The organism is Chryseobacterium elymi, from assembly GCF_003385495.1.
GTDB classification, from domain to species: domain Bacteria; phylum Bacteroidota; class Bacteroidia; order Flavobacteriales; family Weeksellaceae; genus Chryseobacterium; species Chryseobacterium elymi.
Genome location: NZ_QNUH01000012.1, coordinates 49567 through 74934 on the forward strand (window position 1 = coordinate 49567; position 25368 = coordinate 74934).

General features: G+C 34.5%; 26 protein-coding genes and 1 tRNA gene. 12 read left to right on the top strand and 15 right to left on the bottom strand.

All coding sequences use genetic code 11. The features are described 5' to 3' along the window. Window positions 1–122 precede the first annotated feature (122 nt). The 8 genes from DRF60_RS14375 to DRF60_RS14410 all read right to left on the bottom strand — a co-directional run bounded on the left by DRF60_RS14375 (window position 123) and on the right by DRF60_RS14410 (window position 9455). On the bottom strand, window positions 123–2942 hold the full coding sequence (locus DRF60_RS14375; protein WP_238640216.1) for an aminopeptidase: 2820 nt from the start codon (window positions 2940–2942) through the stop codon (window positions 123–125). Between the two features lie 54 nt (window positions 2943–2996). Then, entirely contained in the window at window positions 2997–4376 is a 1380-nt protein-coding gene (gene pyrF / locus DRF60_RS14380; RefSeq protein WP_116012713.1) for an orotidine-5'-phosphate decarboxylase, read from the bottom strand. 125 nt (window positions 4377–4501) lie between these two features. Next, the gene (locus tag DRF60_RS14385) at window positions 4502–4843 is read right to left on the bottom strand and encodes a YkvA family protein (protein ID WP_116012714.1); all 342 of its coding nucleotides are present in this window, start codon (window positions 4841–4843) and stop codon (window positions 4502–4504) included. 85 nt (window positions 4844–4928) lie between these two features. After that, window positions 4929–5468: a TlpA family protein disulfide reductase gene (locus DRF60_RS14390; RefSeq protein ID WP_116012715.1), complete on the bottom strand. Its 540-nt coding sequence runs from the start codon at window positions 5466–5468 to the stop codon at window positions 4929–4931. Window positions 5469–5514: 46 nt separating this feature from the next. After that, on the bottom strand, window positions 5515–6078 hold the full coding sequence (locus DRF60_RS14395; RefSeq protein ID WP_116012716.1) for a thioredoxin family protein: 564 nt from the start codon (window positions 6076–6078) through the stop codon (window positions 5515–5517). A gap of 17 nt (window positions 6079–6095) precedes the next feature. Next, window positions 6096–7166, bottom strand: coding sequence for a chorismate synthase (aroC, locus tag DRF60_RS14400; protein WP_116012717.1), 1071 nt, complete (start codon window positions 7164–7166; stop codon window positions 6096–6098). Window positions 7167–7216: 50 nt separating this feature from the next. Then, on the bottom strand, window positions 7217–8848 hold the full coding sequence (locus DRF60_RS14405) for an LIC_10190 family membrane protein (protein WP_116012718.1): 1632 nt from the start codon (window positions 8846–8848) through the stop codon (window positions 7217–7219). 55 nt (window positions 8849–8903) lie between these two features. Then, entirely contained in the window at window positions 8904–9455 is a 552-nt protein-coding gene (locus DRF60_RS14410) for a glycine zipper domain-containing protein (protein ID WP_116012719.1), read from the bottom strand. Between the two features lie 238 nt (window positions 9456–9693). On the opposite strand from DRF60_RS14410, the gene DRF60_RS14415 reads away from it, so the two are divergent. The 12 genes from DRF60_RS14415 (at window position 9694) to DRF60_RS14465 (ending at window position 19312) form a co-directional block, all read left to right on the top strand. Then, window positions 9694–10143, top strand: coding sequence for a hypothetical protein (locus tag DRF60_RS14415; RefSeq protein WP_116012720.1), 450 nt, complete (start codon window positions 9694–9696; stop codon window positions 10141–10143). Between the two features lie 851 nt (window positions 10144–10994). Beyond that, window positions 10995–11171, top strand: coding sequence for a bacteriocin-like protein (locus DRF60_RS21190; RefSeq protein ID WP_157967970.1), 177 nt, complete (start codon window positions 10995–10997; stop codon window positions 11169–11171). Window positions 11172–11632: 461 nt separating this feature from the next. Then, window positions 11633–12931 carry a tyrosine-type recombinase/integrase gene (locus DRF60_RS14420; RefSeq protein WP_116012721.1) on the top strand — a complete coding sequence of 433 codons (1299 nt, stop codon included), beginning with the start codon at window positions 11633–11635 and terminating at the stop codon, window positions 12929–12931. A 2-nt stretch (window positions 12932–12933) separates the two neighbouring features. After that, the gene (locus DRF60_RS14425; protein WP_116012722.1) at window positions 12934–13209 is read left to right on the top strand and encodes a hypothetical protein; all 276 of its coding nucleotides are present in this window, start codon (window positions 12934–12936) and stop codon (window positions 13207–13209) included. A gap of 216 nt (window positions 13210–13425) precedes the next feature. After that, a complete protein-coding gene (locus DRF60_RS14430) occupies window positions 13426–13650 on the top strand; it encodes a hypothetical protein (RefSeq protein ID WP_116012723.1) in 225 nt (74 codons plus the stop codon). Then, window positions 13640–13822 carry a hypothetical protein gene (locus tag DRF60_RS14435; protein ID WP_116012724.1) on the top strand — a complete coding sequence of 61 codons (183 nt, stop codon included), beginning with the start codon at window positions 13640–13642 and terminating at the stop codon, window positions 13820–13822. Before DRF60_RS14430 ends, DRF60_RS14435 begins: the two co-directional genes overlap by 11 nt. A gap of 146 nt (window positions 13823–13968) precedes the next feature. Next, the gene (locus tag DRF60_RS14440; protein WP_116012725.1) at window positions 13969–14451 is read left to right on the top strand and encodes a hypothetical protein; all 483 of its coding nucleotides are present in this window, start codon (window positions 13969–13971) and stop codon (window positions 14449–14451) included. A gap of 75 nt (window positions 14452–14526) precedes the next feature. Beyond that, complete coding sequence (locus DRF60_RS14445; RefSeq protein WP_116012726.1) at window positions 14527–15228, top strand: hypothetical protein; 702 nt, start codon at window positions 14527–14529, stop codon at window positions 15226–15228. 99 nt (window positions 15229–15327) lie between these two features. Then, window positions 15328–15612, top strand: a complete 285-nt coding sequence (locus DRF60_RS14450) for a helix-turn-helix domain-containing protein (RefSeq protein ID WP_116012727.1) — start codon at window positions 15328–15330, stop codon at window positions 15610–15612. A gap of 11 nt (window positions 15613–15623) precedes the next feature. Further along, window positions 15624–16052, top strand: coding sequence for a hypothetical protein (locus DRF60_RS14455; protein WP_116012728.1), 429 nt, complete (start codon window positions 15624–15626; stop codon window positions 16050–16052). Further along, window positions 16042–17142, top strand: a complete 1101-nt coding sequence (locus DRF60_RS14460; protein ID WP_116012729.1) for a hypothetical protein — start codon at window positions 16042–16044, stop codon at window positions 17140–17142. The genes DRF60_RS14455 and DRF60_RS14460 overlap by 11 nt, the downstream gene beginning before the upstream one ends. A 172-nt stretch (window positions 17143–17314) precedes the next feature. Further along, entirely contained in the window at window positions 17315–19312 is a 1998-nt protein-coding gene (locus tag DRF60_RS14465; RefSeq protein ID WP_116012730.1) for a hypothetical protein, read from the top strand. Window positions 19313–19375: 63 nt separating this feature from the next. Here the strand turns inward: DRF60_RS14465 and DRF60_RS14470 are convergent, their stop codons facing one another. The 7 genes from DRF60_RS14470 to DRF60_RS14500 all read right to left on the bottom strand — a co-directional run bounded on the left by DRF60_RS14470 (window position 19376) and on the right by DRF60_RS14500 (window position 25365). Beyond that, window positions 19376–20080: a hypothetical protein gene (locus DRF60_RS14470; RefSeq protein WP_116012731.1), complete on the bottom strand. Its 705-nt coding sequence runs from the start codon at window positions 20078–20080 to the stop codon at window positions 19376–19378. Between the two features lie 600 nt (window positions 20081–20680). After that, window positions 20681–20751: transfer RNA gene (locus tag DRF60_RS14475), tRNA-Cys, on the bottom strand. A gap of 58 nt (window positions 20752–20809) precedes the next feature. Next, window positions 20810–21316 carry an RDD family protein gene (locus DRF60_RS14480; RefSeq protein WP_116012732.1) on the bottom strand — a complete coding sequence of 169 codons (507 nt, stop codon included), beginning with the start codon at window positions 21314–21316 and terminating at the stop codon, window positions 20810–20812. Between the two features lie 23 nt (window positions 21317–21339). Next, entirely contained in the window at window positions 21340–22704 is a 1365-nt protein-coding gene (locus tag DRF60_RS14485) for a DUF4403 family protein (protein ID WP_116012733.1), read from the bottom strand. Between the two features lie 27 nt (window positions 22705–22731). Then, the gene (gene folB / locus DRF60_RS14490; RefSeq protein WP_116012734.1) at window positions 22732–23103 is read right to left on the bottom strand and encodes a dihydroneopterin aldolase; all 372 of its coding nucleotides are present in this window, start codon (window positions 23101–23103) and stop codon (window positions 22732–22734) included. Then, on the bottom strand, window positions 23100–24413 hold the full coding sequence (thrC, locus tag DRF60_RS14495) for a threonine synthase (protein ID WP_116012795.1): 1314 nt from the start codon (window positions 24411–24413) through the stop codon (window positions 23100–23102). Before thrC ends, folB begins: the two co-directional genes overlap by 4 nt. A 10-nt stretch (window positions 24414–24423) precedes the next feature. Next, complete coding sequence (locus DRF60_RS14500) at window positions 24424–25365, bottom strand: homoserine kinase (RefSeq protein WP_116012735.1); 942 nt, start codon at window positions 25363–25365, stop codon at window positions 24424–24426. Window positions 25366–25368: the final 3 nt, after the last annotated feature.

Consider the following 25368-nt stretch of genomic DNA (forward strand, 5'->3'; position numbering starts at 1 on the left):
ATGTATACTTGCCATGAATAGTAATGTCATTATGTTGAATGAAATTACTTCAAAACGATTAATAGTTAGTTTTCAATATAACATGTTAAAGAAGCAGCTGTTTTACAGTTGCTTTTTTTATTTTAATACCAACCTCTTCTCGCAGCATTGATAACGGCACCAAGATTAAGTACCAAAGTATATCTTATACGTTTTGCATAATCCTTGAAAGAAGGTTCAAAGCCTAATGATGATTGTATCGGGAAATATATTTCAAGAAAATCGGGGATAAGCCTCACTTTGATACCACTGTCCCAGATAAATTCTGCGGGGCGGTTTTTATTTTTGTAGATCCCTGCATCTGCATACACATGAAAGATTTTCCATACGCTTGAATCTACGTTAAAAGAAGTGATCCACTGATTGACAGATCCCGGGATGAAAGATTTAAACCCTCCGTCAGCCAGGATAAACTGTTGTGACAGAAGACCGCTGTTAGCACTTTCCCCCAGCAAATTGTAAGAGAAAGAATAGTTGGATACCCTTGAGATTCCATAGTTGAACGTATTATTCCTAGTCTCGTTTCTTATAAAATAACCAGCAAATAACCTAACACTTAACTTTTGCTTTGGAGCAAATTCCCATCTGTAAAATCCTTCTGCAGTTATTTTATTGAAATCCTCCATACCCTGAGTGCTTAAGCTTAAGCTTTTTTCATGGATCATCTGGCTGTCGCTGTACCCATAGCCTGCACTCCAAAGATTATATTTGTCATAATCTTTATTAGCGATCATTTTGGGACTGAGATCCCTCTCCAAATAATTGTAAGAAAATCCTAAGCTTCTGCTTACCGTACTTCGGGGATTTTTTCTGAAGTTGAAATTGGAAAAGATCGAACCTTTCCTGTAAGCCAGCCCGTAATCATAATGGAAGTAAGAGCCCGATACTCCAAAAGTAATACTTCTGAAAACACTTTCAGCTGGAAGAAAAGAGTAGGAGATAGCGCCTGATCCGGTCAGTTTTCCGGTTCCGGTACTGTAAGTTGGTGTAAATGAGTACAGGAACTTCTGATCGAAGAAAGACTGGTTTTTTAAATTAACACCCAAAAGGAATTTATCATACGTATTATTAAAACGTACCCTTGGGCTGACGTATATTTCGTTATATTCAGGATTTGGGATGTCCTTGATAAGTTTAAATTTTATTTTTTTTGCATTCGAAAACAACCCTTTTGCATATAAAAAATTGTCACGGTACTTAGACTCCGGGAAAATATAATCCGAGTTTAAGGTTACCTTATGGATATCTTCTGAAGCAGGAAGACTAAAATTGGTGATTCTTTCGTTTTCTTTTGTTTCTATCCAATAAGATTTTACTTCTCCTTCGCTGGTCTGTGTTTCAAGACGTACAGGGATGGGAGAATCCATATTTTTACCAATTTTGATATTCAAAGAATCGTCCTGCTTCCTGACATTTTTAAGTCTGAAGTTAGCCCTGTTCTTTTGTTTTAAAAAATTGGCGAGATATTCTGATGTTTTATCTTTTTCAGCCAGTTCTTTCAGAAATTCCTCCGGCTCAATTTTCTTGTCTGTATTTTTGGAAATATAATCTTTCAGGATACTATTGAACTGCTCATAGCCCATTTTTTCGGCAGTATAATTAAAAAGGCTTCCTGTTTCAAAACTGCTGACTGCCATATCATTAAAGTTGCTCAAAACCGTAAAGTTTTCGCTGATCTTCTGGTCCAGATTCTGTGACATGATATATTGATAGGCAAGTCCGTAACGGTCGATCAATTTTACTTTAGAGGCATGGAATAGCTTTAACGGCTTTACGCCAAAAATACGCGTCTCAGGCAAATTACCCAATAATTTAGTCTCCTTGTAGAACTTTTGAAGGTACTGGATTTCCAGATATGATTTTAAACCGTTTTTAAACCAGTGATCTTTCTGTTTATCTGCAATAATGCTTTCGTCAAGTATTTTTTTTGCCATGATTCCGAAATAATCAAGATCTGTTTTCTCAGAGTCTGTGAACAGCTGAAATCTGAATTTCCAGAAAGAGATATCATTACTCCCGAAGAAATCTTCTGAAGATTTGAATTTTTCCGAAATGAATAGATTTTTTGGGAGAAAACCTATTTTTTCTTTAATGAATTTTAAATGCAAAGGCAGATAAAACTCAAGATTCTGTTTTTCTTCCGGTTTCAGATTATATCCGAATTTAATCTCAGTATCGGCTCCATCAACATTTATTTTTATAGAAGGAAGTCCGTTCTGTGAGATAATAAATTCAGGATCAGAATCGAGATACCCCTTAAATGCATTCATCTGAACCTGTGGCAGATTACTTTCAATGAAACTGTTAGGCGGAAGGTCAAAATTAACGGTCCAAAAGGTATTGAAACTTACCGATTCCTCAATATCGTGATAGTTCCTTTTGGAAATATTGTCCGGATCAAAATGATCCGGAACAATAAAGAAATATTTTAATGCAGTGATTTTATCAGATGTACCGTAGCCTGTAAATTTCTTATCAGGAAGGTGCATTCTGTACTGAAGCTGTAGTTTAATGCTTTCGCCAGGCTTCAAAGCCTCTTTCAGAGGAAGAAAAAGATTCTCATCTGATGTGGAATTCACTGAAACAGGCTGTTCTGAATTTTTAATTTGGAGATCCAGAAGAGTACCCAGCTGATCATTTTTCGCAAAATGAAGATCACTGTTCCTGTCTTCCAGCTTTCTGTACACAAGTGATGTTCCTTTTTTATTATAGGCAGAAACCCAATTGAGAAGCTTTACCGACTGCAGGTCTTTGCCGGAATGATTGTAATACACAATTTCCTGGTTAACCTCCAGCATCTTTCTGTCGGCAGATAATTTAGCTTCAATGTATATGCTGTCTTTTTGCCCGGAAACCTGTACAATTCCCCAAAACAAAACAAGGCAAGTCGTAATCTTTTTCAAAATCCTGTGATAAAGCCCAAATATAAACTTATTTTGAATATATCCAGTAGGGTTTTAGCCTTGGACTACGTTTTTTTGCAAAGAATTAACATATGCATTCCAGCCCTCATTTTTATAAATAATGGCAGCGGTTTCAGGATCTTCAGATTTATAAATACCTCTCCCTACGATGATGAAGTCGGAGTGAAGCATTCTGAAAACATGTTCAGGAGTATTGTACTGCTGTCCTTTTCCGTCCCCTGAATCTGCAAGATTAACACCCGGAGTGAAAAGTAACAGCTCTTCAGGAATTTGATTCTGTGACACTCCTCCAATCACATTTGGATGTGATAATGCTACTTTCAGAGCCTCTTCACGATAGCTTGCCGTAGTGAGAGCTCCCTTGGAAGACATTCCTACGATTGCGACAACGCCTACATTTTTGAAACAGTCCAAAGATTCAAATCCTCCGATCACCTGTGAAGTAACGAAATCTGCCCAGTCCGTAATTTTAAATACGCCGCTGGTGAACTGTAGTTCCTGTGTATTACCGATGTCTGCAAACTTTCTGTCTTCCATTAATAAGAACTGGTGCTTTTCAGCCAATGCCTTTAAAGGAACAATCGTTTTTTCGTATTCAAAATCTGAAATAATATCAATATGCGTTTTTAATGCTATGATGTGAGGTCCTACTTTCTCAGCAAGATCAAGTAGTTCCTGTGTTTTAGTAACGTCAGCAGAAGCAATCAGGTTTGATTTTTTTGCCAGGGCAGTTTCAAGCAGTTTTTTAGAAACCGAATGCTGAGCATGCTCTAATTTCTGCTCGTAAGAACTTCTCGTCTTTTCTTCAAACTGAATATGGTTCCCCTGAAGGAAGTCCTGGATTCTTTTTACTTCTTCATCAGAAAGTTCTCCGGTTTCCTGAAGGATAGCGCAAACTTCTGAAATATTAAAAAGGGTATGAACTCTGTAACCTTTACTTTCCAGCAACTGTTTCCCGCCCTGTTCTCTATCAAGAACCACAACAATATCGGCTACTTTAAGATCTTCCTGCTCTACCTCTGCAATGGTTTCTACAAGAGATTTTCCGGAAGTGATCACATCTTCTACTAAAAGACAGTTCTGGCCTTTCTGGTAAATTCCTTCGATCAGCTTTTTGGTTCCGTAGCTCTTGGCTTCTTTTCTTTTAATAATTAATGGAATATAACTTTCCAAAGACATTGCAGTAGCCATCGGAAGTGCTGCATAAGGCACTCCGCAGATTAAATCAAAATTATCCAGTGGAAGCATTTCCAGTAAATAATTAGCCAGATTCTTCAAGATTTTAGGGTCTGAGGCCAAAGGTCTCAGGTCTACATAAAACGGACTTTCGATACCGCTTTTTAAGGTAAACCTTCCGAATTTGATGATGCCCAGCTTGTAGCACTCTAAGAAAAATTCTTTTTTACTTTCCATTCTTTTTTATTAGATACTGCAAATTTAATGATTTGAAACAACGCTTAAAAATTTATCAACCATTTGTCAATAAAAAACCACCCTGAAATGTTTCAGAATGGCTTAAAGAATATTTCTATAAATTATTATTTTACAATTTCTGCATCGATAATTTTAGTGCCGTTCAGCCTTTGTTCTGCTTCCCACAGCAAAAATTTGTCCACTTCCTTGATCAGTTTTGGAATCGTCAGTGACAATACTGCCAGGTCATCCATAACTCCTAAAACTGGAACGGCAAATTCAGGAAGTATGTCAATAGGGGAAATTACATATAAAAGCCCCAGCAGAGGGAGAATGATATCGATGGACCTCATTGGGTATTCTCCTTTTCTCCATAATCTGACCATCCTGAAAATGTCAGGAATTTTTTTAATAAAGCCTTTATGGCCGATCGCTTCTTTTGCAAGATTCAATTTTGAATATTTCATTTTGTGTTTAGTTTTAATAAATTTTTCAACGTAGTAAATTTCGCAAATTCTATACCAATAAATTATAAAATTTAGTTAAAAATAATTACTTGATGATGTTGTCAATAAACTGATGCACAGTTTCTGTGTTCCAATCTCTGGACGCATCTTCTTTAATGATGATTCTTCCGTGCTTATCAATAAGAAAAGTGGTAGGGAATACTTTTGGAAGAATTTTTTCGGAAATAGGGCTTTGTGCAATATAGACAGGAACGGAATAATTATTTTCTTTTAAAAACTTTTTTATATCCTCTTCCTTGTCATTCATCGCAATAAGAATAAAGTCTACATTTCCTTTTCTTGAGTCATATAGTTTCTGAATGCTTGGCCATTCTTTTCTGCACGGCGGACACCATGTTCCCCAAAAATTAAGGAAAACAGGCTTATTCTTAAAAGTTTTAAGATTGGTACTTGGCACATTGATTCCTTTCAGCTCAATGTCATAATCTTCTTCACTTACATGTACGGCATTTTCAATCGTGGCGATCGGGAAGAACTGATCTCTCAGGTATTCTTTTACCCCCGGAACAAAAGCTATTACACCGATAATTATGATAAGGACAAGATAAATGATATTCTTTTTCATGCGTTGATCTTTATTGTTATTTTTTGCCGTATAGAATTAAGTCTATTTACAATAGTTCCAAAATCTCCTGAACAGCATCCTTGCCTCTGTTTTTAGCATAGTACAGCTGCAGGTCGTTATAGAAATTATCTTTTGGGTAAGTTTCCGGATCTGCTTTATGTTTCATTAATAATTCATATCCATATTTCGGACGCGGTCCCCATGAATTTTTTACATTGAATTCCTTATCCAGGATGAGCACTTTAGGGATAGATTCTGTACCGTTGGTCAGGTATTGATTAATTAGGCTTTTGTCACTGTCTCTCAGGAAAATTCTTACATCATTGTGTCCTTTAAAGAAAGTAACAAGCGCAGGAACCGTAGCGCTGGCATCTCCGCACCATGCTTCTGAAATAATCAGAATTTTTCCGTCAAAATTTTTAGAAGCCAACTCTTTTAACTGTTCTTCATCCGGGACATATTTTTTTAATGTTCTGTCCATTCTCTGCAACCCTAATTCGTAGTATTGCCTGTATTCGATTTCCTGTTGGCTGGAAGGATTTTCCAATCTTTCTTTTCCGATACTGACATATTCTTCAAAAGAAATTCCCTGATCCCAGTAATTTTCCATTACCAAAAATATTTATGTTAAAAATTATTGATGTTTCTTGTCTTGTTGATTAAAAACAGGTCAGCCAATACAAATGCAGCTAAGCTTTCCACAACAGGAACGGCTCTTGGCACTACACATGGGTCATGACGTCCTTTTCCTTCCACTACTACTGGATTTCCATATTTATCTACACTGTCCTGAGGTCTTAAAATAGTCGCTACAGGTTTGAATGCAGCACGGAAATAAATATCCATTCCGTTGGAAATTCCTCCCTGGATTCCTCCTGAAAGATTAGATTTTGTGGTGAAATCAGTATTGAAAGCATCATTATGCTCTTTTCCTGTCATTTTAGCACCGCAGAAGCCGCTTCCATATTCAAATCCTTTGCAGGCATTGATATTCAGCATGGCTTTGCCTAATTCAGCCTGAAGTTTGGAAAAGATAGGCTCTCCAATCCCTACAGGCACGTTTTTGATTACGCAGGTAACTGTTCCTCCGATGGTATTGCCTTCTTTCTTGATCTCTTTAATTCTTTCGATCATTCTTTCTGCAGTTTCAGCATCCGGACAACGAACATCATTGCTTTCTGTTTTTGAAAAGTCTAATGCCTGATATGGTTTTTCACAGAAAATATCGCCTACGGAAGAAACATAAGCATTGATCTCGATGCCGGATAAAAACTGTTTTGCCAATGCTCCTGCAACGACCCAGTTGATGGTTTCCCTGGCTGAAGATTTTCCGCCGCCGCGATAGTCTCTGATACCAAATTTCTGGTCATACGTGAAATCTGCATGACTCGGACGGTATGAATCTGCGATATGATCATAGTCCTTAGACTTCTGATTTTCATTTTCTATAATAAAACCGATTGGAGTACCTGTCGTTTTTCCCTCAAAGATCCCGGAAAGGAACTTTACCGTGTCACTTTCTTTTCTTTGAGTAACAATCGCAGATTGGCCTGGCTTTCTACGATCCAATTCAAATTGAATTTTATCGAAATCTACCGTTAAACCTGCCGGAAAATTATTGATGATACCGCCGTAAGCCACGCCGTGACTTTCTCCAAATGTTGTAAGACTGAGAAGATTACCTAATGTGTTGAACATGATACAAAATTACCTATTTTTCTTCAGATAATAAAGTTTCTGTATTTGTTCTATTTATCAGTGTTTTTGATAGTATGGATAATGTCCTGTACTTCTTTTTTCTCGTCCGGTGTGAGTTTTTTCCAGATAAATCCTTTTTTGATATTTTTTTCATCAATGTACTGAGGGAAAATTCCTGCTTTTGCATCATCAAAAATATAACTTACAGAGATTGCAGGAATAGGAGTGTCAAAATTAAAGGGGTAATCCTTTGATACATTGAATTTTAAATTTCCTGTTTTAAAAGTTTCAAATTTGTTATAATGGTAAGCTGAAGGTTTGTAGAGCTGTTCTTTTTTCAATCCGGCCATAAAGTTTCCCGGTCTGAAGCTCGGAATATACTGACGGATGAAATTGGGGAAGCTTAAAATTCCTATCACCAATACACTTGATGCGGAAAAAAAAGCAAGTGAATTTTTTTTGCTGAAATGAATAAACAGGATAAAAGCGATCACGAAAAATACATCAAGAAAAAAACGGTATTGTGCTGAAAAAGCTAATACCAGTATACTTTTTATTAATATGGAAATACAGATCAGACTAATAATTTTTTGCTTTTTAATGAAAGCAAAAACAGAAAAGATAGCCAGACTTAAAATGAAGATGATATTGATTTTTGATTTAATTCCTTCCAGTGTAAACCAGTTTCTGATCACATCATAAGAAGAGAATTTTTGAATATCCCCGTAGCTGTACTGCATGTCGTAGGTTTTCTGAATAGCGTATTGTGAAGAAATTTTTAAGACTTCCGGATTGGGTTTCCAACTGAATCCAAAATCACCTATGGCAACAGGAAATACAGGATATCCGAAGGTCCATATATTTTTAATAAAAAACAAAATAAGAATCCCGGTTCCTATGATCCAGTTTTTATAATTGGGTTTAAAAATAAATACAGAACACAGGAATACCATTAATGGGAGCCATATCATGGTAGGTTTTATCGAAAAAACAAAAACAGCATAAGCAAAAAGAAGACTGATGTTTTTGTTTCCTGTCATGATTTCATTTAAAATAATTAATGATAAAGTAATAACAGGAAGGTCAGGGCTTGGTGACTGTGAGAAAAGTAAGAGTATGGGAATAAAACATAGATGGATCCAACTCTTCTTCTCAAAAATATAAAAAGTATAAATGATCAGAAGAATGGCATTGATTCTTAAATAAGGATCTGATAAACCGGCGAATCCCGCCTGGAAAATATGCCATACCGACATTTGTCCTAATGTAAAATCCAGATTGGAAATGCCTTTCACCAGGCCATACTCTGTGAGCCATTTGATTGTGGGTATATAATATCCAAAATGGTCCAATATATAAGGATAAAAGGAACTGCTGTATAAAATGAGCAATGAAATACTGCCAATCAGAAGAATATCTTTCTTTGAAAAGGAGTTAATTTTCTGATATAATTTCTTTTTGAAAAAGAAAAAAACTCCGGATAATAGAAAGGGAATTTCTACATATATATTAATAGGAATGAAAAAAGCCAGAGCAGTCCATATAAGGCTGAGTCCTAGTATACCGCTTAAAATACTACCCGAAATTCCATCAAATAGGGAGCCGAAAAAGTATTCCATGATTTTTCCCCAGCCCGCGAGTACTGAAAAAATAAGAACTGAAGAAAGTAAAAGTAAAATCATAAAAAAAGATTGCCTAAAAATAAGCAATCTTTAAATGTTATCGTTAAAATATTAATTAACGTGGTTGAACTCTTCCATCTTTTCTGTCTCCAGCCCTACCGATTGTATAACCGGTTGCACCACCAACTACACCACCAATCACGGCTCCAAGACCTCTGTTTTTCTTAGCAACAATAGCTCCTACTGCAGCACCACCCACGGCACCAATAGCGGTTCCTTTAGCTGCTTTACTCCATCCTTTCTTTTGGGTGGCAGTGGTTCCCTGAGAGGAATTGCTTCCATTATCTGCATAGGTTCCGCCTCCTGAATTAGAGTTTGACCCTCTGTCTCTGTATACTGTTTTTGTTTCTCTTATAATCTGAGGCTTTGAATTATTGGATGCAGCTGCCTGAGATTTTTTACTTTCAGCAATGCTGTCTGCCTTTTTCTGTGCTTCGTACACAATTTTTTCTTTTTCAATAGCCAGCTTCTGTTTTTCTATTTCAAGCTGTCTTGCCTGAAATTCAAGTTTCTGCTCTTCAAGAGATTTTTCAGCTGTCCTTTCGTCCTTTTTGCAGGCTGTCAGTAAAAAGACTGATAAAAAACCTGCTAATACTATCTTTCTCATAATTCAAATTTTTAATAGGTAGTCTTAGCCAAAACGCATCAACTTCCTAGTTATTTTCAATTATGAAGCCAAATTCAGTTAAGAAATGTTAAAGTGGCAATTTTCTAATTAAAGCCTGATTGTTTTTGACATTACTTTAGCTTACCAGAATGAGAAGGATGTAATTTTAAGTTAATTAAAAGTTTTTACTCAATTCATATGAATTGGTTACTTTTGAAAAACCAAAAATTACTTTAATATGAAAATATCAATTTTTAAGGCAATAACTTTTATGCTATTGTCAGCCGTTGTCATTTCGTGTTCTTCAAATGATGATATAGTAACAGATGTACAGTCTCAGGTTCATTCCGAAACCTCTAAAGAAGCTTCAAAAACGAAAACTTATAAGGTAAGATTCGGGCTTATATCTTTGGATGGAACAAAAACGCTTTCAGGAAGTTATGATGTAGGAAGCTTCCTTGCTGAAAATACAGTTACAGGGGAGGTTTATGATACGTATTACGGTGGAGGCTTCCAGACATTGCCCGGATATAATGAAGGCATTCCTGCGGGAACTTATACTTTCTCTGCGATGCAGGGGCAGGGAGGCTGGGTTGGTTACGGATCGGTGACCGGAACTGTATCAGATGCTCAGGTGGATGCTGATGGGTATATTACTGTATATATACCGATAACATGGGAAGAGTAAGCTAAATTAATGATTTGATTAAATGAAAATCTTATGATTATACTCATAAAATGAAAAAGATGAAAGTATTACCTTTAAATTGTAGAATTAGAAGAATAATTTTTCTTATTTAAATTATAAAATTTTTTCATCATTTGTGTTTTTGAGGCCTCCATCAGGAGGCTTTTTTTATTTTCCATGCAGACGCTAGGATATGATATTAATCATAAATCCGCAACTGGACATTTATTCAAATTAGTTTTTATTTTTTTATGATCATCAACTATTACCCAATTCTAAAGGATATTTTGTATTTTATTCATCTGTAATAACTTATAAACGATGGTCATTATATTGAATAAAAAAATAAAAAAGTATTTATTATAATAACAACTTTGGCACGATTTTTCAATACATGAAGCAACTCATGTTTAATTTGAGTTTTCATGGTTATTAGTTTTTATCCCCGAAGCAATTCGGGGATTTTTTTTGGTTTTATATTTTTTATGGTATTAATGTTATTTAAAATTGGTAAATGTTTTTAAGGAACAAAATATCCTTTACTCCGGAGTAAACATAATTTAGAATATCAGCTATTTGCAAGCACAAATCGGCAGATTAAATTATAACTGTTAAAAGTCAGGGTGAAAATCAGATCTGGAAATTTTTCTTTCTGATACTCAGGAATATGGATGATTGCATATTCATTTTAAGTTTTGAACGGGCGATAGATTGAGTATAAATAGCTAAACTTTACTCTAAAGTCTGTGTATAGTATCGTTGTGGCTTTTCGTAATTAATAAATTGTTATTTTAATTCTATAATTGGGGAATTGTTGCTATATTTAGTGTTTAATAAATAAAAATTATACAATGAAAAATCTCAAAAAAATTTCTAAAGGAAACCTAAAAGCTATTAAGGGAGGTGGAGTTACTGATGGTATTTGTAAGCCAGGATATAAGCTCATATGTGAGGCTACTGGCATTTGCGGACCAGAAGAAGATGCAGCTTGTAATTGCTATTGCATTCCTATTATTCCAAATCCATAACATATGTCCCTCAGTTAGAGGGATTTTTTTATTTTCCATCATTTAATGAAAGTTTCTCTCTGGCAAAATAAAGGTCGTGTAGTTAATGGAAAATTTTCAAATAAAATGAATATTTAGTTTATTTTCTAAATAAAAATATAACAATGTTAGAAACTAACTCATTTGACAGAAATTAAAAAAGTTTTTTGAATTGCCGACAACAATACATACAAAATAAAAAGCCTTTCTATAATTGACTGGAATCCAGTTTTTATATAGAAAGGCTCTTAGGTACCTAGCGTACCCAAATATAAATAATCAATACTTTTTTATACTCTAATAAAATACTGTAAATAAGCTTATTTAAAGGCTATTTATATTGTTTTGCATTTCATATGATTTTATTTTATTGTAAAAATGTAGACACAAATGTGGACACGTTATAAAATAATTTCTATCTTCGTATTGTTCAAAATATAATTATGGCTACGATTAGATATTATTTACGTACAAAGTCTACGAATTCTAAAATACAGATACAATTATCGATTTCAAGAGATTTGAAATTAAGGACATCTACAGATCTGGTCATAAATCATTCTGATTGGAGTTCTGATACGAACTTTCCAAAACAAAATAATCCTAAAAATAAAATACTTACTAGGCAATTAAGGGAATTATCAAATCATTTATTGAATGAATATAACTCTGATTTTGCTGCAGGAGTACTTTTGAATACAGATTGGCTGAAAGAGAAATTAAACAAATACTTTAAACGGATTGATGAAAAAGTAGATGATAGTGTTTTCTTAAACTACCTTGTCAATTTTATAGACTTCAAAAAAAGTATTTCATCCTATACCGATTGTACTATTCGTAAGTATAATAATCTTAAGGATCGTTTTGCCGAATATCAGAAAAAGAAAAAAAAGAACTATTTAATTGAAGATGTTAGTGGGAAAGTGCTAATTGATTTTAAAAATTACCTCATCATTGATTGCGGTTTAATGGACACAACAGCTACAAGATTTATTAAGAACCTTAAAACGGTGATATTTGACTCCAGGAATAATGGAAAGCAAATACACCATCAAATTGCAGGGTTTTCCACAGGAACAACGAATAGTGAGCATAAGGTGTTTCTATCTTTTGATGAGATAGAAAAAATAAAACAGATCATTACACTGAATAAGGATTGGGATACAGCTAAAGACTGGCTTGTTTTAGGTTGTTATTTAGGACAAAGGGCTAGTGATTTACTACGGATGAATAAAAGAATGATTTACACCAAAACAGATGCTGATGGTAACTCATTCAGATTTATTGAGATCACACAGCAAAAGACAGGAGAAAAGGTTGTTATTCCCTTACATGATGAGGTTGAATCTATTTTAGAAAAATACCATGGTGATTTTCCACCAACATTCGCAAGTAATCCGGGTTCTAATTCTGTATTATTTAATAGGCATATAAAGAAGGTTTGTGAACTGGCAGGGGTTCATGAAATGGTGAAAGGTAAAGTTTACAATGAAGAGACAAAAAAGAATGAGATTGTAGAAACTGAAAAATGTAACCTGGTTTCTTCTCATGTTTGCCGCCGTTCATTTGCTACTAATTTTTATGGAAATAAAATGTTTACAACACCTCAGCTTATGTCGATTACCGGACATAAATCAGAATCCCAGTTTCTCAATTACATTGGTAAAACAGCAGATGACTGGGCCATGCAGACGGCCAAAACATTTAAAGATCTTTCTGAGAAAAAAATAAAAACATCATAATTATGGCAAACAATATTATAATTCCCGAAGGTTATGTTTTGGTTCCGGCAAGTTGGGCTGAAAGATATTTTAACAAGTCATTTTGGACAGAAATTGAAGTGCCAAGAACCAATGAAGTAGCTGAGTATGTAGGAGTGAGTGTTGAGAAAATAAAGAAGGATCTAAGAAATATAGAATGTCCACTTAGAAAGGCTGAAAAAAGCAAATCCGGAAGAGGCAATCAAATGAAATTTCACAAATGGTCAGTTGAAGAATATAAAGACTGGCTTAGAAAATAAAATTATATGAGCAGCAAATTAGAATATGAAATAGCAAAGAATATCTGAATAAGCTTCCAGACAAAGAAAGAGAAAGCCTCTGTAAAGTAACTCTTCTGGGGTTACAAGAACTGAAGAAGACAAGAAGAGAATTAGAACGTGAGTATTCTGAATTTCTTAAAAAATCAAAATCCTTTCAAGATTTCAAAAATAAATACGGAATAAAATAATTTAATCATGGACGCATTGGAAAAAGAGATTAATGCCCTTAAAATGAAGCAACGTAGAGCAGACGAAAAATATAAGCAGTCTTCTAGTGAAATTTGGGCAAGAATCGAATTATTGGAAAAATTAGCATTAGAGAATACCGGAGTGGATGCCGGGAAAATTGATCCAAGCGTCCAGATTGCTTTGAATAAGGTAGCAAAAAGAAGGTACGGAAAAAAAAATTATGGGGAATAAATTAGATTATCAAATAGCAAAAGAATATCTGAATAAACTTCCGCGAGAGCAAAAAATGGAAATTATAAACGGAACACTTGGGCAAGTAACTGTAAGTAAAAAAGAAAAACAGCAGATCCGGAAGTTTTGTTCAGATTATATAAAAGATAAAATCCAGAAAGGAAAAATATAAAGCCACCTGCGGGAACAGATGGCATTAATTAACCTCTCAAAAGTTAAAATCATTACAGGATTCAAAGGAAAATATTGGATTAAAATAAACAAATCTATACGATATGGAAAATTCGGATTTATAATGACTAATAAAAACTAACCACTATGAAAACAAAAGTACAAGAAAAATCAAATGAAAGAAAATTAAACAATGTATCATTTGAAGCATTAAGAGATATTGAACTTCTTGAAGAAAGAAGATTAAGTTGGGGACTTATAAATTTCAATTCTGTTTTAAATCATTTCAATTGGGGTTTTTACAGAGATCGTAATAAATATCCAGATTTCCACAGTTTGGGATCATCAATGAGTGATCATGCTCGCAAAGGTAACATTGGTAAATACCAAATATATTGCCTTGTAAAATTATCATCCATTATTTACGATGCAAGGGTATTGTACGAAAACAATCTTATTGATTTTACTCAATTACATAGTATCGTTGTTCGTGTAAGAAATGATGCGCACAAAAGATTTAAGTCTATCGAAAAGACTCAGGCAAAAAAAGAGTTGAAAAATAAAAAATTAAACTCTGATTCCCTGTTGATCTTAAAAGCAAAATTAGCAATCCTAGAAAACGAAGATTAGTAAAAAATGAGATGTTAAAAGCATCTATTTTTTTTCATAACTTTATGTTGGCAACTGAAAATAACTGTTTGAAATATGGAAATTATACCACATTATATTTTTAAGGAATTCGAAGAAAACTATTTGCAAGAATATGTAATACATTTAAGTGAAGATGCTGAAAAAATAACTTTGTTAGATTATTATGAAAAACTAGATGATTATTATAGTGGATTGGTTAGAGTATTAGGGGATTTATTTAACGATCAGTTAATTGATATTATTAAAAATAATTTTCACTGGGAGGTATTTAGAGGATTTGTCTTTGTCAAATTCCCTGATCTTTTTGAAAGCCAAATAGATGGAACTTTAGAGAAAGCAACAATTAGGTATAGTTTTGAGATGAATAGACTGATTGAAAATCGACTAGATATAGGGGTGAGTTTATATATGGAGTTAAATAATATACTAAGTTTTCTAACAAATAAAATAATTGAAGCAGCTCTAAACCGTCCTGAGAATAATAATGATGAAAAAAGAAAAAGGGTCGTTTTAACGAATCCAAAAAAATTAGCTTTATTACAAGCAATTGGATTTTTTGATTTGCCAACTATTACAGAATTATCTGAAGATGATCAAAATAAAATAGTTGCATTATTGTTAGATGCGGATAAAAAAGAATTTGTCTATAAAAATAGACTAAATCTCAACTCTAAAAATCCAAATTATCAAATAGATAAATATACAGCATTCCAATATGTGGAAGAGATGGAACAGTTGTTAAATGGCATGCAATAAACTTAAATAAAATATCATACGGGAGTTAAATGGGAGTGTTTTTGCACTCCCTTATTTTTTATAGCAGATACCTTTGTATCATAACATAAACAGATAGTTATGAATACAATTCAATTCGTAGGAACTAATCCTACAGATCTTATTAAAGGAATCGAAGAAGCACTGATTCCTAAACTTACAGAGAGACTTTCTGTACAGTTCCAGCCAAAAGAGCCAACAGAGTATTTAACTCGTAATGAAGTTTGTAAACTTTTAAAGATTGATCTTTCAACATTGCACAGGTGGAGGAAAGATAAAACGATCCCTTCCTACGGCTTTGGAAACCGGGTATATTTCAAGCGTGCTGAAGTTGACCAGATTATTAATAGAAATAAACTCAGTTAAACTTAAATATTATGGCAGCGATTACACCAAGATTGGAAGCCTACCTGAAAGTAAGAGGTAGCATTGCAGAGAGAATGAATGAGGTTCTTGAGGTTATCGGAAAAATTCAGCCTTGCACGTATGAAGATATTGCAGATGAATTGAAAACCAGAACAAACTTAGTAACCAACCGAATGAGTGAACTTGAAAAGGTTGGTTTAATCCGTGTCACGGATAGAGTAAAACAAAAAGGAAATACACGGAGTCTTTTCAGTGTGTGTACTGAAGAAGAAGCGAAGCAGCTTCAAGAAGAATTCTTAATTAGATACAAATCTGAAAAAGAGGATCTGGAAACAGCATTTCAGAAAGTCCAGGAGAATCCGGCAGCGAAAGACATTATTAAACGTTGTGTTACATACTGTAAATACAAACTTCGCTTACTAACTAAATATGCCATCTAGTAACGAAAAAAAGGGAGCCATTAAGTTCCCTGATTGTTCAAAATATGTAATGGTGGCAACCGATTACAACACAAAGATAGTGAAAATAATGCTGGATAATTTGAAATTTTCAATTACTGATCAGGATATTATACAGAGATTATGGCGATTTGCAGAACAGGAAATGCTTTCCCGTAAACCTCAAAATAATAACTATGTATGCTATTCAAAGTTTGGTGCATTGATGAGGTTTGATTTTAGGAAAAGTATTGAAAATGGTTATCTGATTGGTTTTAGACATTTAGAGGTGTCAATAAGTCCGCATTATCACTTTAATGGCTATTTACATAATGGTAATGATTTCAGCCCCAAAAACTGCTTAAAAACGTTACGGGATATATTTATACAGATAAAGCTAAGACAGGAGGAATTTGGCCTATTAAAAGCAGTGAATATTGAGTATGGGCTAAATTTAGTACCTGACACAGAGATCAAAAACCTCATCGGTGGAATTTCTTTCCATAAAAGAACGCCTTTCATAGCTCCAGATGCAGCAAAGCCTTACTTCAAAATTACAGACGCGACGAAGTATAAACAAATTAAAGCGTATGCAAAGGGGCTGCAGTTTATGGAGCATCCGGAATATGGTATTGATCTAAATACCTTTCGGTTTGAAGTAAAAAGCAAACAGAGTAAATGCATTTCTAAATTGGGAATTAGCACAGTAAAGGACCTTTTCAATGAGGAAGTTTACAGTGGATTATTTCAATCTCTTTTAGATGAATGGGAAAACATTCTTTTCACTTTTGAAAAAGAAAAATTTGATGCGTTTTTGAATGACTCTAATAGAGATAAATTTAATTATGAACGGCAAAAATATATGAAAACTAATGTTGAGGTTCGAACGATTTGCAGACAAATTAAAGGGCAATTAATCGATAAATTTTTATCATTTCAAAATTCTGCAAATTCCACACAGAAAACACTGATGAATACTGGAAAGGTCAAAATTAGAAATGACCCTTCTCTACTGATAAACTTGGAATATGCAGAATTTAATATAAATATTACTAAGAATAGGAGTATGAAATTGGGAACCTCATCAATATAGGATTGAAAATAATTTTGGTCAAAAAAAATAAAGTTCCTGAATTTTTAGAGTCCATAAAAAAGATTTGATAGAACGGTTTTTCTTACTCATAAAAAAGGAGGGTAACGGAGTTTTCTTACCCATAAAAATATAATTAAGAGTTTTCCAACTCTATAAAAATAACAAATAAAAAATGACAACAAAGAATATAAATACAGCTTTTATAAAGCTAAAGTCAATAAATGAACTGGAAGAGATAACGACTCTCGAAGATGGAAATTTACTGTTTGAGGATGGGGATGGAAAATTAAAAAGAATGACAACTGCTATATTTTATCAGCTGTTACATAATATTGCAAAGCCAATCTCGCCATCAGATACTAGGCCTTTTACTGCAAATACTTGGCATAAACCAACAATATATTCAGCAAGTCCAGGAACAAATTACCCCAGTGCTGGTAGTTTAAAGGCCATTGAAGGATATGATACATTATTCTTTTATAACGGAACTTCTTGGATTAAAGAGGCTAACAAATTGCCAGGTGTTGATGTTGCTGAAGCATTTGATCCCACAGACGCAGTAAAAGCACAGGGAGGAGAGCAGATAAATAATTGGTTTATGGGATCAGATGACATTATTACTACCAGTTCAAAAACATTCGAGGGTACATTAATAACTTCTTACCCAACAGGTTTTTATGATCCCTCAGGTGTACTCGTTAATGATACATCCAGAAGACGCACAGGTTATTTGACGTTGCCTGTACATACAAATACAATTAATTTTATAAATTGGAATGCTGCTTATAGAGGTGTTTTTTTGAGTGCTACTAATATAACTTTAGGTATATTTTTAACAAACAATAATACGCCAATTGCTGTTCCTTCCGGAGCGGTAAAAATAGACATAGGCATTAAATCAACATCTGTTGAAGTTGATCTTAATGTGATTAAAATTAATTATCATATTGTAATTCCAGGTGAAGTGAAAAAAATAGTTAGTCCTGTAGAATTAGAGAATCGAATTGATTTAAGAGAGACTAGCCAGAATACTAATTACGGCTTTTCGCAATACTCAAACTTCGATTCTTTTACAAGTGGTTATATAGATGCAGCTGGTCTTATTCAACCTGATCCGACAAATGTTCGAAAGCTGTCACCCCAAATAGATATTTCACAGTATACGAAGTTCACATCACATGTATCTATAAATGGAGCGTATTATCGGCTGACAGATTCTTTAGGTTCCCTTATAAAATTTGGGCTTCTTGGACCAGATATACAAATTCCTGCCGGATCAAAGTTTATCCAGTTCACCATTAAAGGTTCCGCTTCACAGGTGAATTTAGCTTCTGATTATTTTACATTCACAATTGGAAATGAAATTGATTATATTTTAAAGAAATCAGATATATCGTCTTTTTCTTCTCAAATAAATTTATATGTTCAAATTTCTAAAGCAAATTCCATTGGTTCGACAAATATTGATCAGTGGGAAAATTTCTCTGATGGATTTGATTCAAATAATGTAACACTTTTTGATGGTGGAATTAAGCTAATAGATAATATTACAGCAGTAAATAATCAAGCTAAGATTAGAAGTTTAAAATTTGATTTCGGCAATGTTTTTTCTGTATTTATGAAAGTTAAGTTTCTGCAGCTTAACAACTCATATAACATGGATATTTTGGATGGAATTATAAATCAATATGGTGAAACCAATAACACTAATGACGATAACATTAATAAATCCGGATTCTCTTTTGCAGTAATTCATCCGACACTTTCCGTAAGGCCAATATTTTCGATTGTTAAGTCAATAGACTATGATACTTCGGGTAATTTGGAAATATGGAGAATCATTAAACCTACTAATTTTGTCGCAGGATTTGAGAGGATATGGACAGGGAAAGAAATTCCAATGAATGCTTTTTTTGATATGCAAATAGATTTTGATTTCAATACTGAAACAAATGCAAATTATTATGTATCTATCACTGTTAATGGCCAGAAGTTGGTAAACAGGTCATTGATGGGTATGAATTCAAATTATGCAGGCAATAAATCATTGCTCTTCCAATGCAAAGGAACTACAGAAGAGCCAGCAGAATTTATTGTGAAAAATATTAAGGTAGTCCAGGAAAATAAAGATAAGGCTAATCTATTGGGTTATTTAATGTCCGGGATCTAAGAATGATTGAGATTGAAACCTTTAATATAATATAAACCTCAGCAAAACGCTGAGGTTTTGTAATTATAAATCTTTCAGTTCGTCCCTCTTTTTATTGTTTTCTATATTTTTAAAGAATTCTTCCTTTGCTTTGTTTTCAGTTTTGATTTTTTTAATTGTTTCGAGATTTTCCGCTATGAAATATAAAGAAGTCTTCTGGTCGCAATTATCATCTTTGCCATCCGAAATAACTCTATTTATTTCTATATTACCATTGGTGTAAGTTCTATAATAGTTTTTTTTAGTAAATGAGATTCGCTCTCTATTAATATAGCAGTAATCATCTCTTTCTGTTTTAGATAGTTCCCCTAATCCATATTTTGTTTCAAAGTCCATTGAAAGGTAGCCTGTTACATCGCTAAAATGGATGAAAGAAAGAATGTTATCGACAAATATCAAATTAGCAAATCCAATGGTGTATTTATTATTAATCTTTAAATTTTTAATATTGTAGGTTGTTACGTTGTCTAAATAATAAGTAGGATAAGAATTATCTGAAACTTCCTTAGTGTTTGGTATTACTTTAACATAAACATTAGGTTTATTTAGATTTGAGTATAAGCAGTTCATACCTACACATTCAATAAGTTTCAAGTTTTGAGATTTAGTAATACTGTCAAACTGTTTAATTGTTAATTTATCAATTTTATAGGGGCCAATACCTTCAGGTAAATCTTGACAAAACAAATTTGAAGCGTAAAAAATAAGAATGTATAATAACTGTTTCATGAATAAATTTTTGATAAAGATATTAATACATGAGAATTTATAATTACGGGTATCCATAAAGGAATTATCTAAGATTTTATGTCGATCATTACGCGTATAGTTTACTAGGGTGAAGTTATTATTAATAATTGGAAAATAGATCATCCCAAGTTCTTAGAGTCTATACGCGCACGCGCGAGGGTTTGATTAGATTTGCATATTGTACTAAGGTTTTTCTACAGTCACTTACGCGTAATTAGAAATTTTATATCTCCCTATCTGTTTGCGTATGGTTGTTTATGCCGACTTTATTGGTGTCTGTTCGTGTGTAAGGGAAACAATAATACAGTCAAAAGTTTATGCGGGCTTTCCTGGAATAAAACGTAGTCATAAATTACTAATCGGACCAATACGCGCACGCGCGAGGGAATATAAAGATATTTGTTAAATTTTAGGTCATAAAAGTTAGAGCGATCTAATAAGAGATATGTTTTTGGGATTTTTATTCTTCTCAAGTCTGATAAAATGACTGTTTATTATATTGTTGACACAAAAGTAGACACAAAATAAAAAAACCTTTCTATAATTTACTGAAATTCAGTTTTATATAGAAAGGCTCTGAGGTACCTAGCGGATTCGAACCGCTGTAGATGGTGTTGCAGACCACTGCCTAGCCACTCGGCCAAAGTACCATTTTTACCATTTTTGAGGTGTGCAAATATAGCAAAAAAAATTAATGAACAAAAATTTTTAAATCATTTCTTTCGCTCCAATGCTGCTTATTTCCTCTTTTAATTGTCTTTCAGCAACATAGTTTTTACCGTTGATCACTCTGGTATCACTCCAGCTGTCATGCCAGCCATTATTCCCTAAAAAAGAAAGGGAGTCAAAAGGTACTGCACGGGAAAATGTACGGGCAATAATCTGTTGGGATGTTGGTTTATTCCCATCTATGCTGATAACTTCCGTTCCTGTAATATATTTAGCGATAGTCTTACCCAGATAATATTCCATAAAAAAGAAATAGGAAAAAGACAAAGCGAGATAAATAAGAAGTGCAATCAGACTAAAAGTAAAGCTCTGATCCTCATTTTCAGCTGAAAATCCCTCTCCATACACTATTGCGTATCCTATTCCAAATATAAAAAAGAAGGCATAATAAATAGCCTGTATAAAAAGCCTGTCTAAAAAGAAATTAAGAAAGCGTTTGCCGGATGTGGCTTTATGTCTGTCGACAACTGCCAGATATTTTCTCATGATATTGTATTAGTTTTATTAATTTAAATTCCGTTAAGTATTAGTTTTAAAGTTGCGTTTGTTTCAATAACTGCTGTAATTCCTGATTCATTTAATAGGACACTGCCTGGTTTCAGGTTGAAAACCCTTCCGTTCATCTTTAGCCCTTTGTAATATTCCTTATTAAATGCTTCTTCTATGCTTTTCTTGGAGGCCAGCTCCAGTTCCTGCGTAGGAATTCCGTATTCCTCTTCAATCATTTTTACAATTTTTCCTTTAAAAAGAAGAGTCGCAGTTTTCTGCAGAACATTAGCCGTCCTTAGATTGAATTTTGTATTGGACAGTACAATTTTCTTTTTCGTTTCGTCATATACAGGAATTCCGGAAATAATGGCTTTTCCATTTACGTAGCCTTCTGTTTCAGCTTCAATGATCACTCTTCCTTCGGCACCATAAACCCGGATGTCTTTGATCTTTACCTTTGAGTCTCGGACATCATATTCCTTGTTCATGAACATATTTCTGGCAATATTGGTAGCTTCAGAAAAAGGAACATTAGCTGTAGTCTGCAAGAGGAATTTATCTGCCAGAACAGGAACGACATTAAAGTTCCCGGCTGATTTTACCGTTGGTGATGCAGCAGGTTTGCTTCCGGTAAACGTTTCCGAATAAATATCCATTCCTATATTCGTAGTGATCTCGTTCCCATAGAATTTCAGCGGGGTGATATTCACGCCTACCGGGCTTATTTTCAGCCACGTATTATATTCCTCCGAAATATTAAAAGGCTGTGAGAAAACATTCCATGCCATTACTGCATACTGTTGGAAATTCAGCTGCGTAGCCATCTGCTGATCAATAGTCTTGGCAAATTTTCCCTGCTGTTCCTTCAGGCTTTTTTCTACCAGTGAAGTGATAGGAATCTGTATTCTGCCATAATCCAGGACAGGCTTTGTCACCCATCTGAAACCGTTGGGCTGCGTATTGGTAGAAATTGTCCAGTTGTTATTAAAATTAATCGTGGTATTGAAGGACATAACTGTTTCAAAAGTAGTATTCTGATACGAATAAACTCCCAGGGTACCAATCCCTTTTTCGGCCCATATTTTTAAAGGAACTTCTATCAGAAGGTTTTGGCTTGTTCCGCCCACAAGACGGATAGGCCGGGTTTTCCATACTTTGACCTTAAACTGATCGTTATTGTTATCTGTATAAGAATCATCCTGAAATACCAGCTCTTTTACTGAAGCATTAATCATATTGCTGATTTCAGAAAGCGGAATGGTTACCGGCATCGTAATGCTGGATTTTATTTTCGGGAAATTGTAAACAGCGGATTGATTATCAACAGCAGTCTGGCCAAAAACTATGGCGAAACTTAATAAAAATAATAATTTGATGGATTTCAATTCAGTATGTTTTTTGTGTAGATAAAATTAAAAATCATCAGGTTTGAAGCTTCTCTCCAGTTCAATACTGGCGCCTTTCATTTCGCCCTGCATCGGTGGTGAAGTTTTTGTAATCTTCAGCTTAATATAGGAAATCTGGGGAAAAATTTCATGAATCTTCATGATCATTCTTCCAGCCACATGCTCCAGTAATTTGGATTTAATGGCCATTTCCTGATGAATGATCCCGTTGATGTCAGCATAGCTTATCGTATCATTCAGATCATCTGTTTCTGCAGCTTTCCAAAGATCCGTGTGCAGTTCTGCATTTAAAATATAATACGTCCCGATGATGTTTTCTTCGGGAAGCACGCCGTGGTAGGCATATATTTTTACATCTTCAAGAAAGATCTTGCTCATTGTTCCTGATTTTTATCCAGCAAAAATCGTTTTAATTCTTCAAAATCTGCATTTATTTCTACAGTTTTTTTATCCTTTTTCATAAGATCATTCAAAGCTTCGGGGATATCAATGGTGATATGGGCTGCTTTTTCTACTGCTTCAGGGAATTTCACAGGATGTGCTGTTCCCAATATAAATCCTTTTTTGCCGGGATTCTCATTCAGATACTGTTCCATAGCAGCGAATGCAACTGCGCTGTGAGGATCGAGGGTATACTCATATTTTTCGTATACCTCTTTTATGGTTTGTAGCGTTGATTCATCATCAACCGAATATCCCGAGATCATATTTTTCAGATGTTCATACTGATGTCCGAAAAGTTCCAGAATTCTGGTGAAATTACTTGGATCTCCAACGTCCATAGCATTGGATAAGGTGGCTACAGCTTTTTTAGGATGATACTGATGACTTTTCAGATAATCAGGAACTACATCATTTTTGTTGCATGCAGCAATAAAATGTCCTGCAGGAAGCCCGCGGAAATAAGCAAGAAGCCCCGCACAGATATTTCCGAAATTTCCACTCGGAACACCAATGACCGGATCCTGATTTTCGTACTGTTTCCATTGTTTTAAAGCTAATAAATAATAAATCTGCTGAGGAAGCCATCTTGCAACATTAATAGAATTAGCTGAGGTTAAAAACAACTCTGAGTTAATACTTTCATCTGAAAAAGCCTGCTTGACAAGATTCTGACAGTCATCAAAGTTTCCGTTGACTTCCAGTGCCAAAATATTTCCTCCCAGTGCCGTAAGCTGTTTTTCCTGAACAGCACTCACCCTGTTTTTAGGATAAAGAATAACCACATTGATTCCTGGGACATTATAAAATCCATGGGCAACAGCTCCACCCGTATCACCGGAAGTAGCCACAAGAACCGTTACTTTTTTATCCTGATCTTTTAGAAAATATGACAGACAGCGGCTCATAAACCTTGCTCCCACATCTTTAAATGCTAACGTTGGTCCATGGAAAAGCTCCAGAATGGATATGTGCTCACTGATCTTTTTTAAAGGAATCTCAAAGCTGATGGTTTCTGTAGTAATTTTCTTTAATATTTCCGAGGGAATTTCGTCCCCGATAAAATCTTTCATGCATCTGAACGCAATTTCTTCATTGGAATACAGATGCAAATTTTGAATAAATTCTTCATTAAACTGAGGAATTTTTTCGGGAAAAAACAATCCTTTTTGACTACCCTGGCTTTTTATAGCAGCTGTTTTGAAATTAACGGTTTCCTGTTTATCTTTTAAATTATAATAATTCATTGTCTTTAATTTATTGGTTATCATCATGATCTTCTTCAACAATCTCAATTCCTGAAGGGTTTATTTTTGAGACATACACAAAACTCTCAATTTTAATTTCATCGTAAATAGATTTCATCAGCTGGGCAATCTTTTCTGCCGTTTCTTTTTTCTCTGCCAGCATAAAAATTGAAGGTCCTGAACCCGAAATTCCGCCTCCAAGTGCGCCAGCCTCCAAACTTCTTGTTTTAATCTCATCAAATTTCGGAATTAGGATGCTCCTGACAGGTTCTATAATCCTATCATTCAGACTTCGTCCGATGAGCGGAATATCGTTTTTGAGGATTCCTGTCACGAGTCCTGCTATATTTCCCCACTGTTCCACAGCATCTTTCAGAAGAATATTTTTCTTTAAAATCTGCCGTGCATCAGAAGTTTTTACTTCGACCTGCGGATGTACTGCTGCCACAAACAGGTTGGGGGTACTCAACGGAATAATATCAATAGGAGAGGAGGATTTCACCAATGTGATACCTCCATAAATGCACGGGGCAATATTGTCTGCATGGCGTACTCCGGAAGCAAGCTCTTCACCGAACATGGCGAAGTGAACCATTTCTTCACGGGATAAAATATTTCCTAATAAGGCGTTGGCCCCAAAAGCGGCTCCGGCGGCACTTGCCGCACTGGAGCCGAGCCCGCTGCCCGGCTTTATATGTTTACGGATTGTGACTTCAAAACCTTTCGTCAGCTTCAGATGCTCGATGATATTTTGGAGAACAACGCCCGCTACATTTTTTGACGGCTCTTCCGGAAGTCCGAAATGATCCTCATGTCTGATAATGATCTCAGGGCTGTCCAGTAATTTCAGTTCCATTTCGTCATAAGGCTCGTGAATAGCCATTCCCAGGATATCAAATCCGCAAACGAGATTGGCAATGGTAGCCGGGACTTTTATTTTTATCTTTTTCATATT

Excerpts from the sequence above, each read along its gene's own strand:
- pyrF (WP_116012713.1), bottom strand. The coding sequence starts at position 4,376 with ATGGAAAGTAAAAAAGAATTTTTCTTAGAGTGCTACAAGCTGGGCATC.
- DRF60_RS14385 (WP_116012714.1), bottom strand. The coding sequence starts at position 4,843 with ATGAAATATTCAAAATTGAATCTTGCAAAAGAAGCGATCGGCCATAAA.
- DRF60_RS14390 (WP_116012715.1), bottom strand. The coding sequence starts at position 5,468 with ATGAAAAAGAATATCATTTATCTTGTCCTTATCATAATTATCGGTGTA.
- DRF60_RS14395 (WP_116012716.1), bottom strand. The coding sequence starts at position 6,078 with ATGGAAAATTACTGGGATCAGGGAATTTCTTTTGAAGAATATGTCAGT.
- aroC (WP_116012717.1), bottom strand. The coding sequence starts at position 7,166 with ATGTTCAACACATTAGGTAATCTTCTCAGTCTTACAACATTTGGAGAA.
- DRF60_RS14405 (WP_116012718.1), bottom strand. The coding sequence starts at position 8,848 with ATGATTTTACTTTTACTTTCTTCAGTTCTTATTTTTTCAGTACTCGCG.
- DRF60_RS14410 (WP_116012719.1), bottom strand. The coding sequence starts at position 9,455 with ATGAGAAAGATAGTATTAGCAGGTTTTTTATCAGTCTTTTTACTGACA.
- DRF60_RS14415 (WP_116012720.1), top strand. The coding sequence starts at position 9,694 with ATGAAAATATCAATTTTTAAGGCAATAACTTTTATGCTATTGTCAGCC.
- DRF60_RS21190 (WP_157967970.1), top strand. The coding sequence starts at position 10,995 with ATGAAAAATCTCAAAAAAATTTCTAAAGGAAACCTAAAAGCTATTAAG.
- DRF60_RS14420 (WP_116012721.1), top strand. The coding sequence starts at position 11,633 with ATGGCTACGATTAGATATTATTTACGTACAAAGTCTACGAATTCTAAA.
- DRF60_RS14425 (WP_116012722.1), top strand. The coding sequence starts at position 12,934 with ATGGCAAACAATATTATAATTCCCGAAGGTTATGTTTTGGTTCCGGCA.
- DRF60_RS14430 (WP_116012723.1), top strand. The coding sequence starts at position 13,426 with ATGGACGCATTGGAAAAAGAGATTAATGCCCTTAAAATGAAGCAACGT.
- DRF60_RS14435 (WP_116012724.1), top strand. The coding sequence starts at position 13,640 with ATGGGGAATAAATTAGATTATCAAATAGCAAAAGAATATCTGAATAAA.
- DRF60_RS14440 (WP_116012725.1), top strand. The coding sequence starts at position 13,969 with ATGAAAACAAAAGTACAAGAAAAATCAAATGAAAGAAAATTAAACAAT.
- DRF60_RS14445 (WP_116012726.1), top strand. The coding sequence starts at position 14,527 with ATGGAAATTATACCACATTATATTTTTAAGGAATTCGAAGAAAACTAT.
- DRF60_RS14450 (WP_116012727.1), top strand. The coding sequence starts at position 15,328 with ATGAATACAATTCAATTCGTAGGAACTAATCCTACAGATCTTATTAAA.
- DRF60_RS14455 (WP_116012728.1), top strand. The coding sequence starts at position 15,624 with ATGGCAGCGATTACACCAAGATTGGAAGCCTACCTGAAAGTAAGAGGT.
- DRF60_RS14460 (WP_116012729.1), top strand. The coding sequence starts at position 16,042 with ATGCCATCTAGTAACGAAAAAAAGGGAGCCATTAAGTTCCCTGATTGT.
- DRF60_RS14465 (WP_116012730.1), top strand. The coding sequence starts at position 17,315 with ATGACAACAAAGAATATAAATACAGCTTTTATAAAGCTAAAGTCAATA.
- DRF60_RS14470 (WP_116012731.1), bottom strand. The coding sequence starts at position 20,080 with ATGAAACAGTTATTATACATTCTTATTTTTTACGCTTCAAATTTGTTT.
- DRF60_RS14480 (WP_116012732.1), bottom strand. The coding sequence starts at position 21,316 with ATGAGAAAATATCTGGCAGTTGTCGACAGACATAAAGCCACATCCGGC.
- folB (WP_116012734.1), bottom strand. The coding sequence starts at position 23,103 with ATGAGCAAGATCTTTCTTGAAGATGTAAAAATATATGCCTACCACGGC.
- thrC (WP_116012795.1), bottom strand. The coding sequence starts at position 24,413 with ATGAATTATTATAATTTAAAAGATAAACAGGAAACCGTTAATTTCAAA.
- DRF60_RS14500 (WP_116012735.1), bottom strand. The coding sequence starts at position 25,365 with ATGAAAAAGATAAAAATAAAAGTCCCGGCTACCATTGCCAATCTCGTT.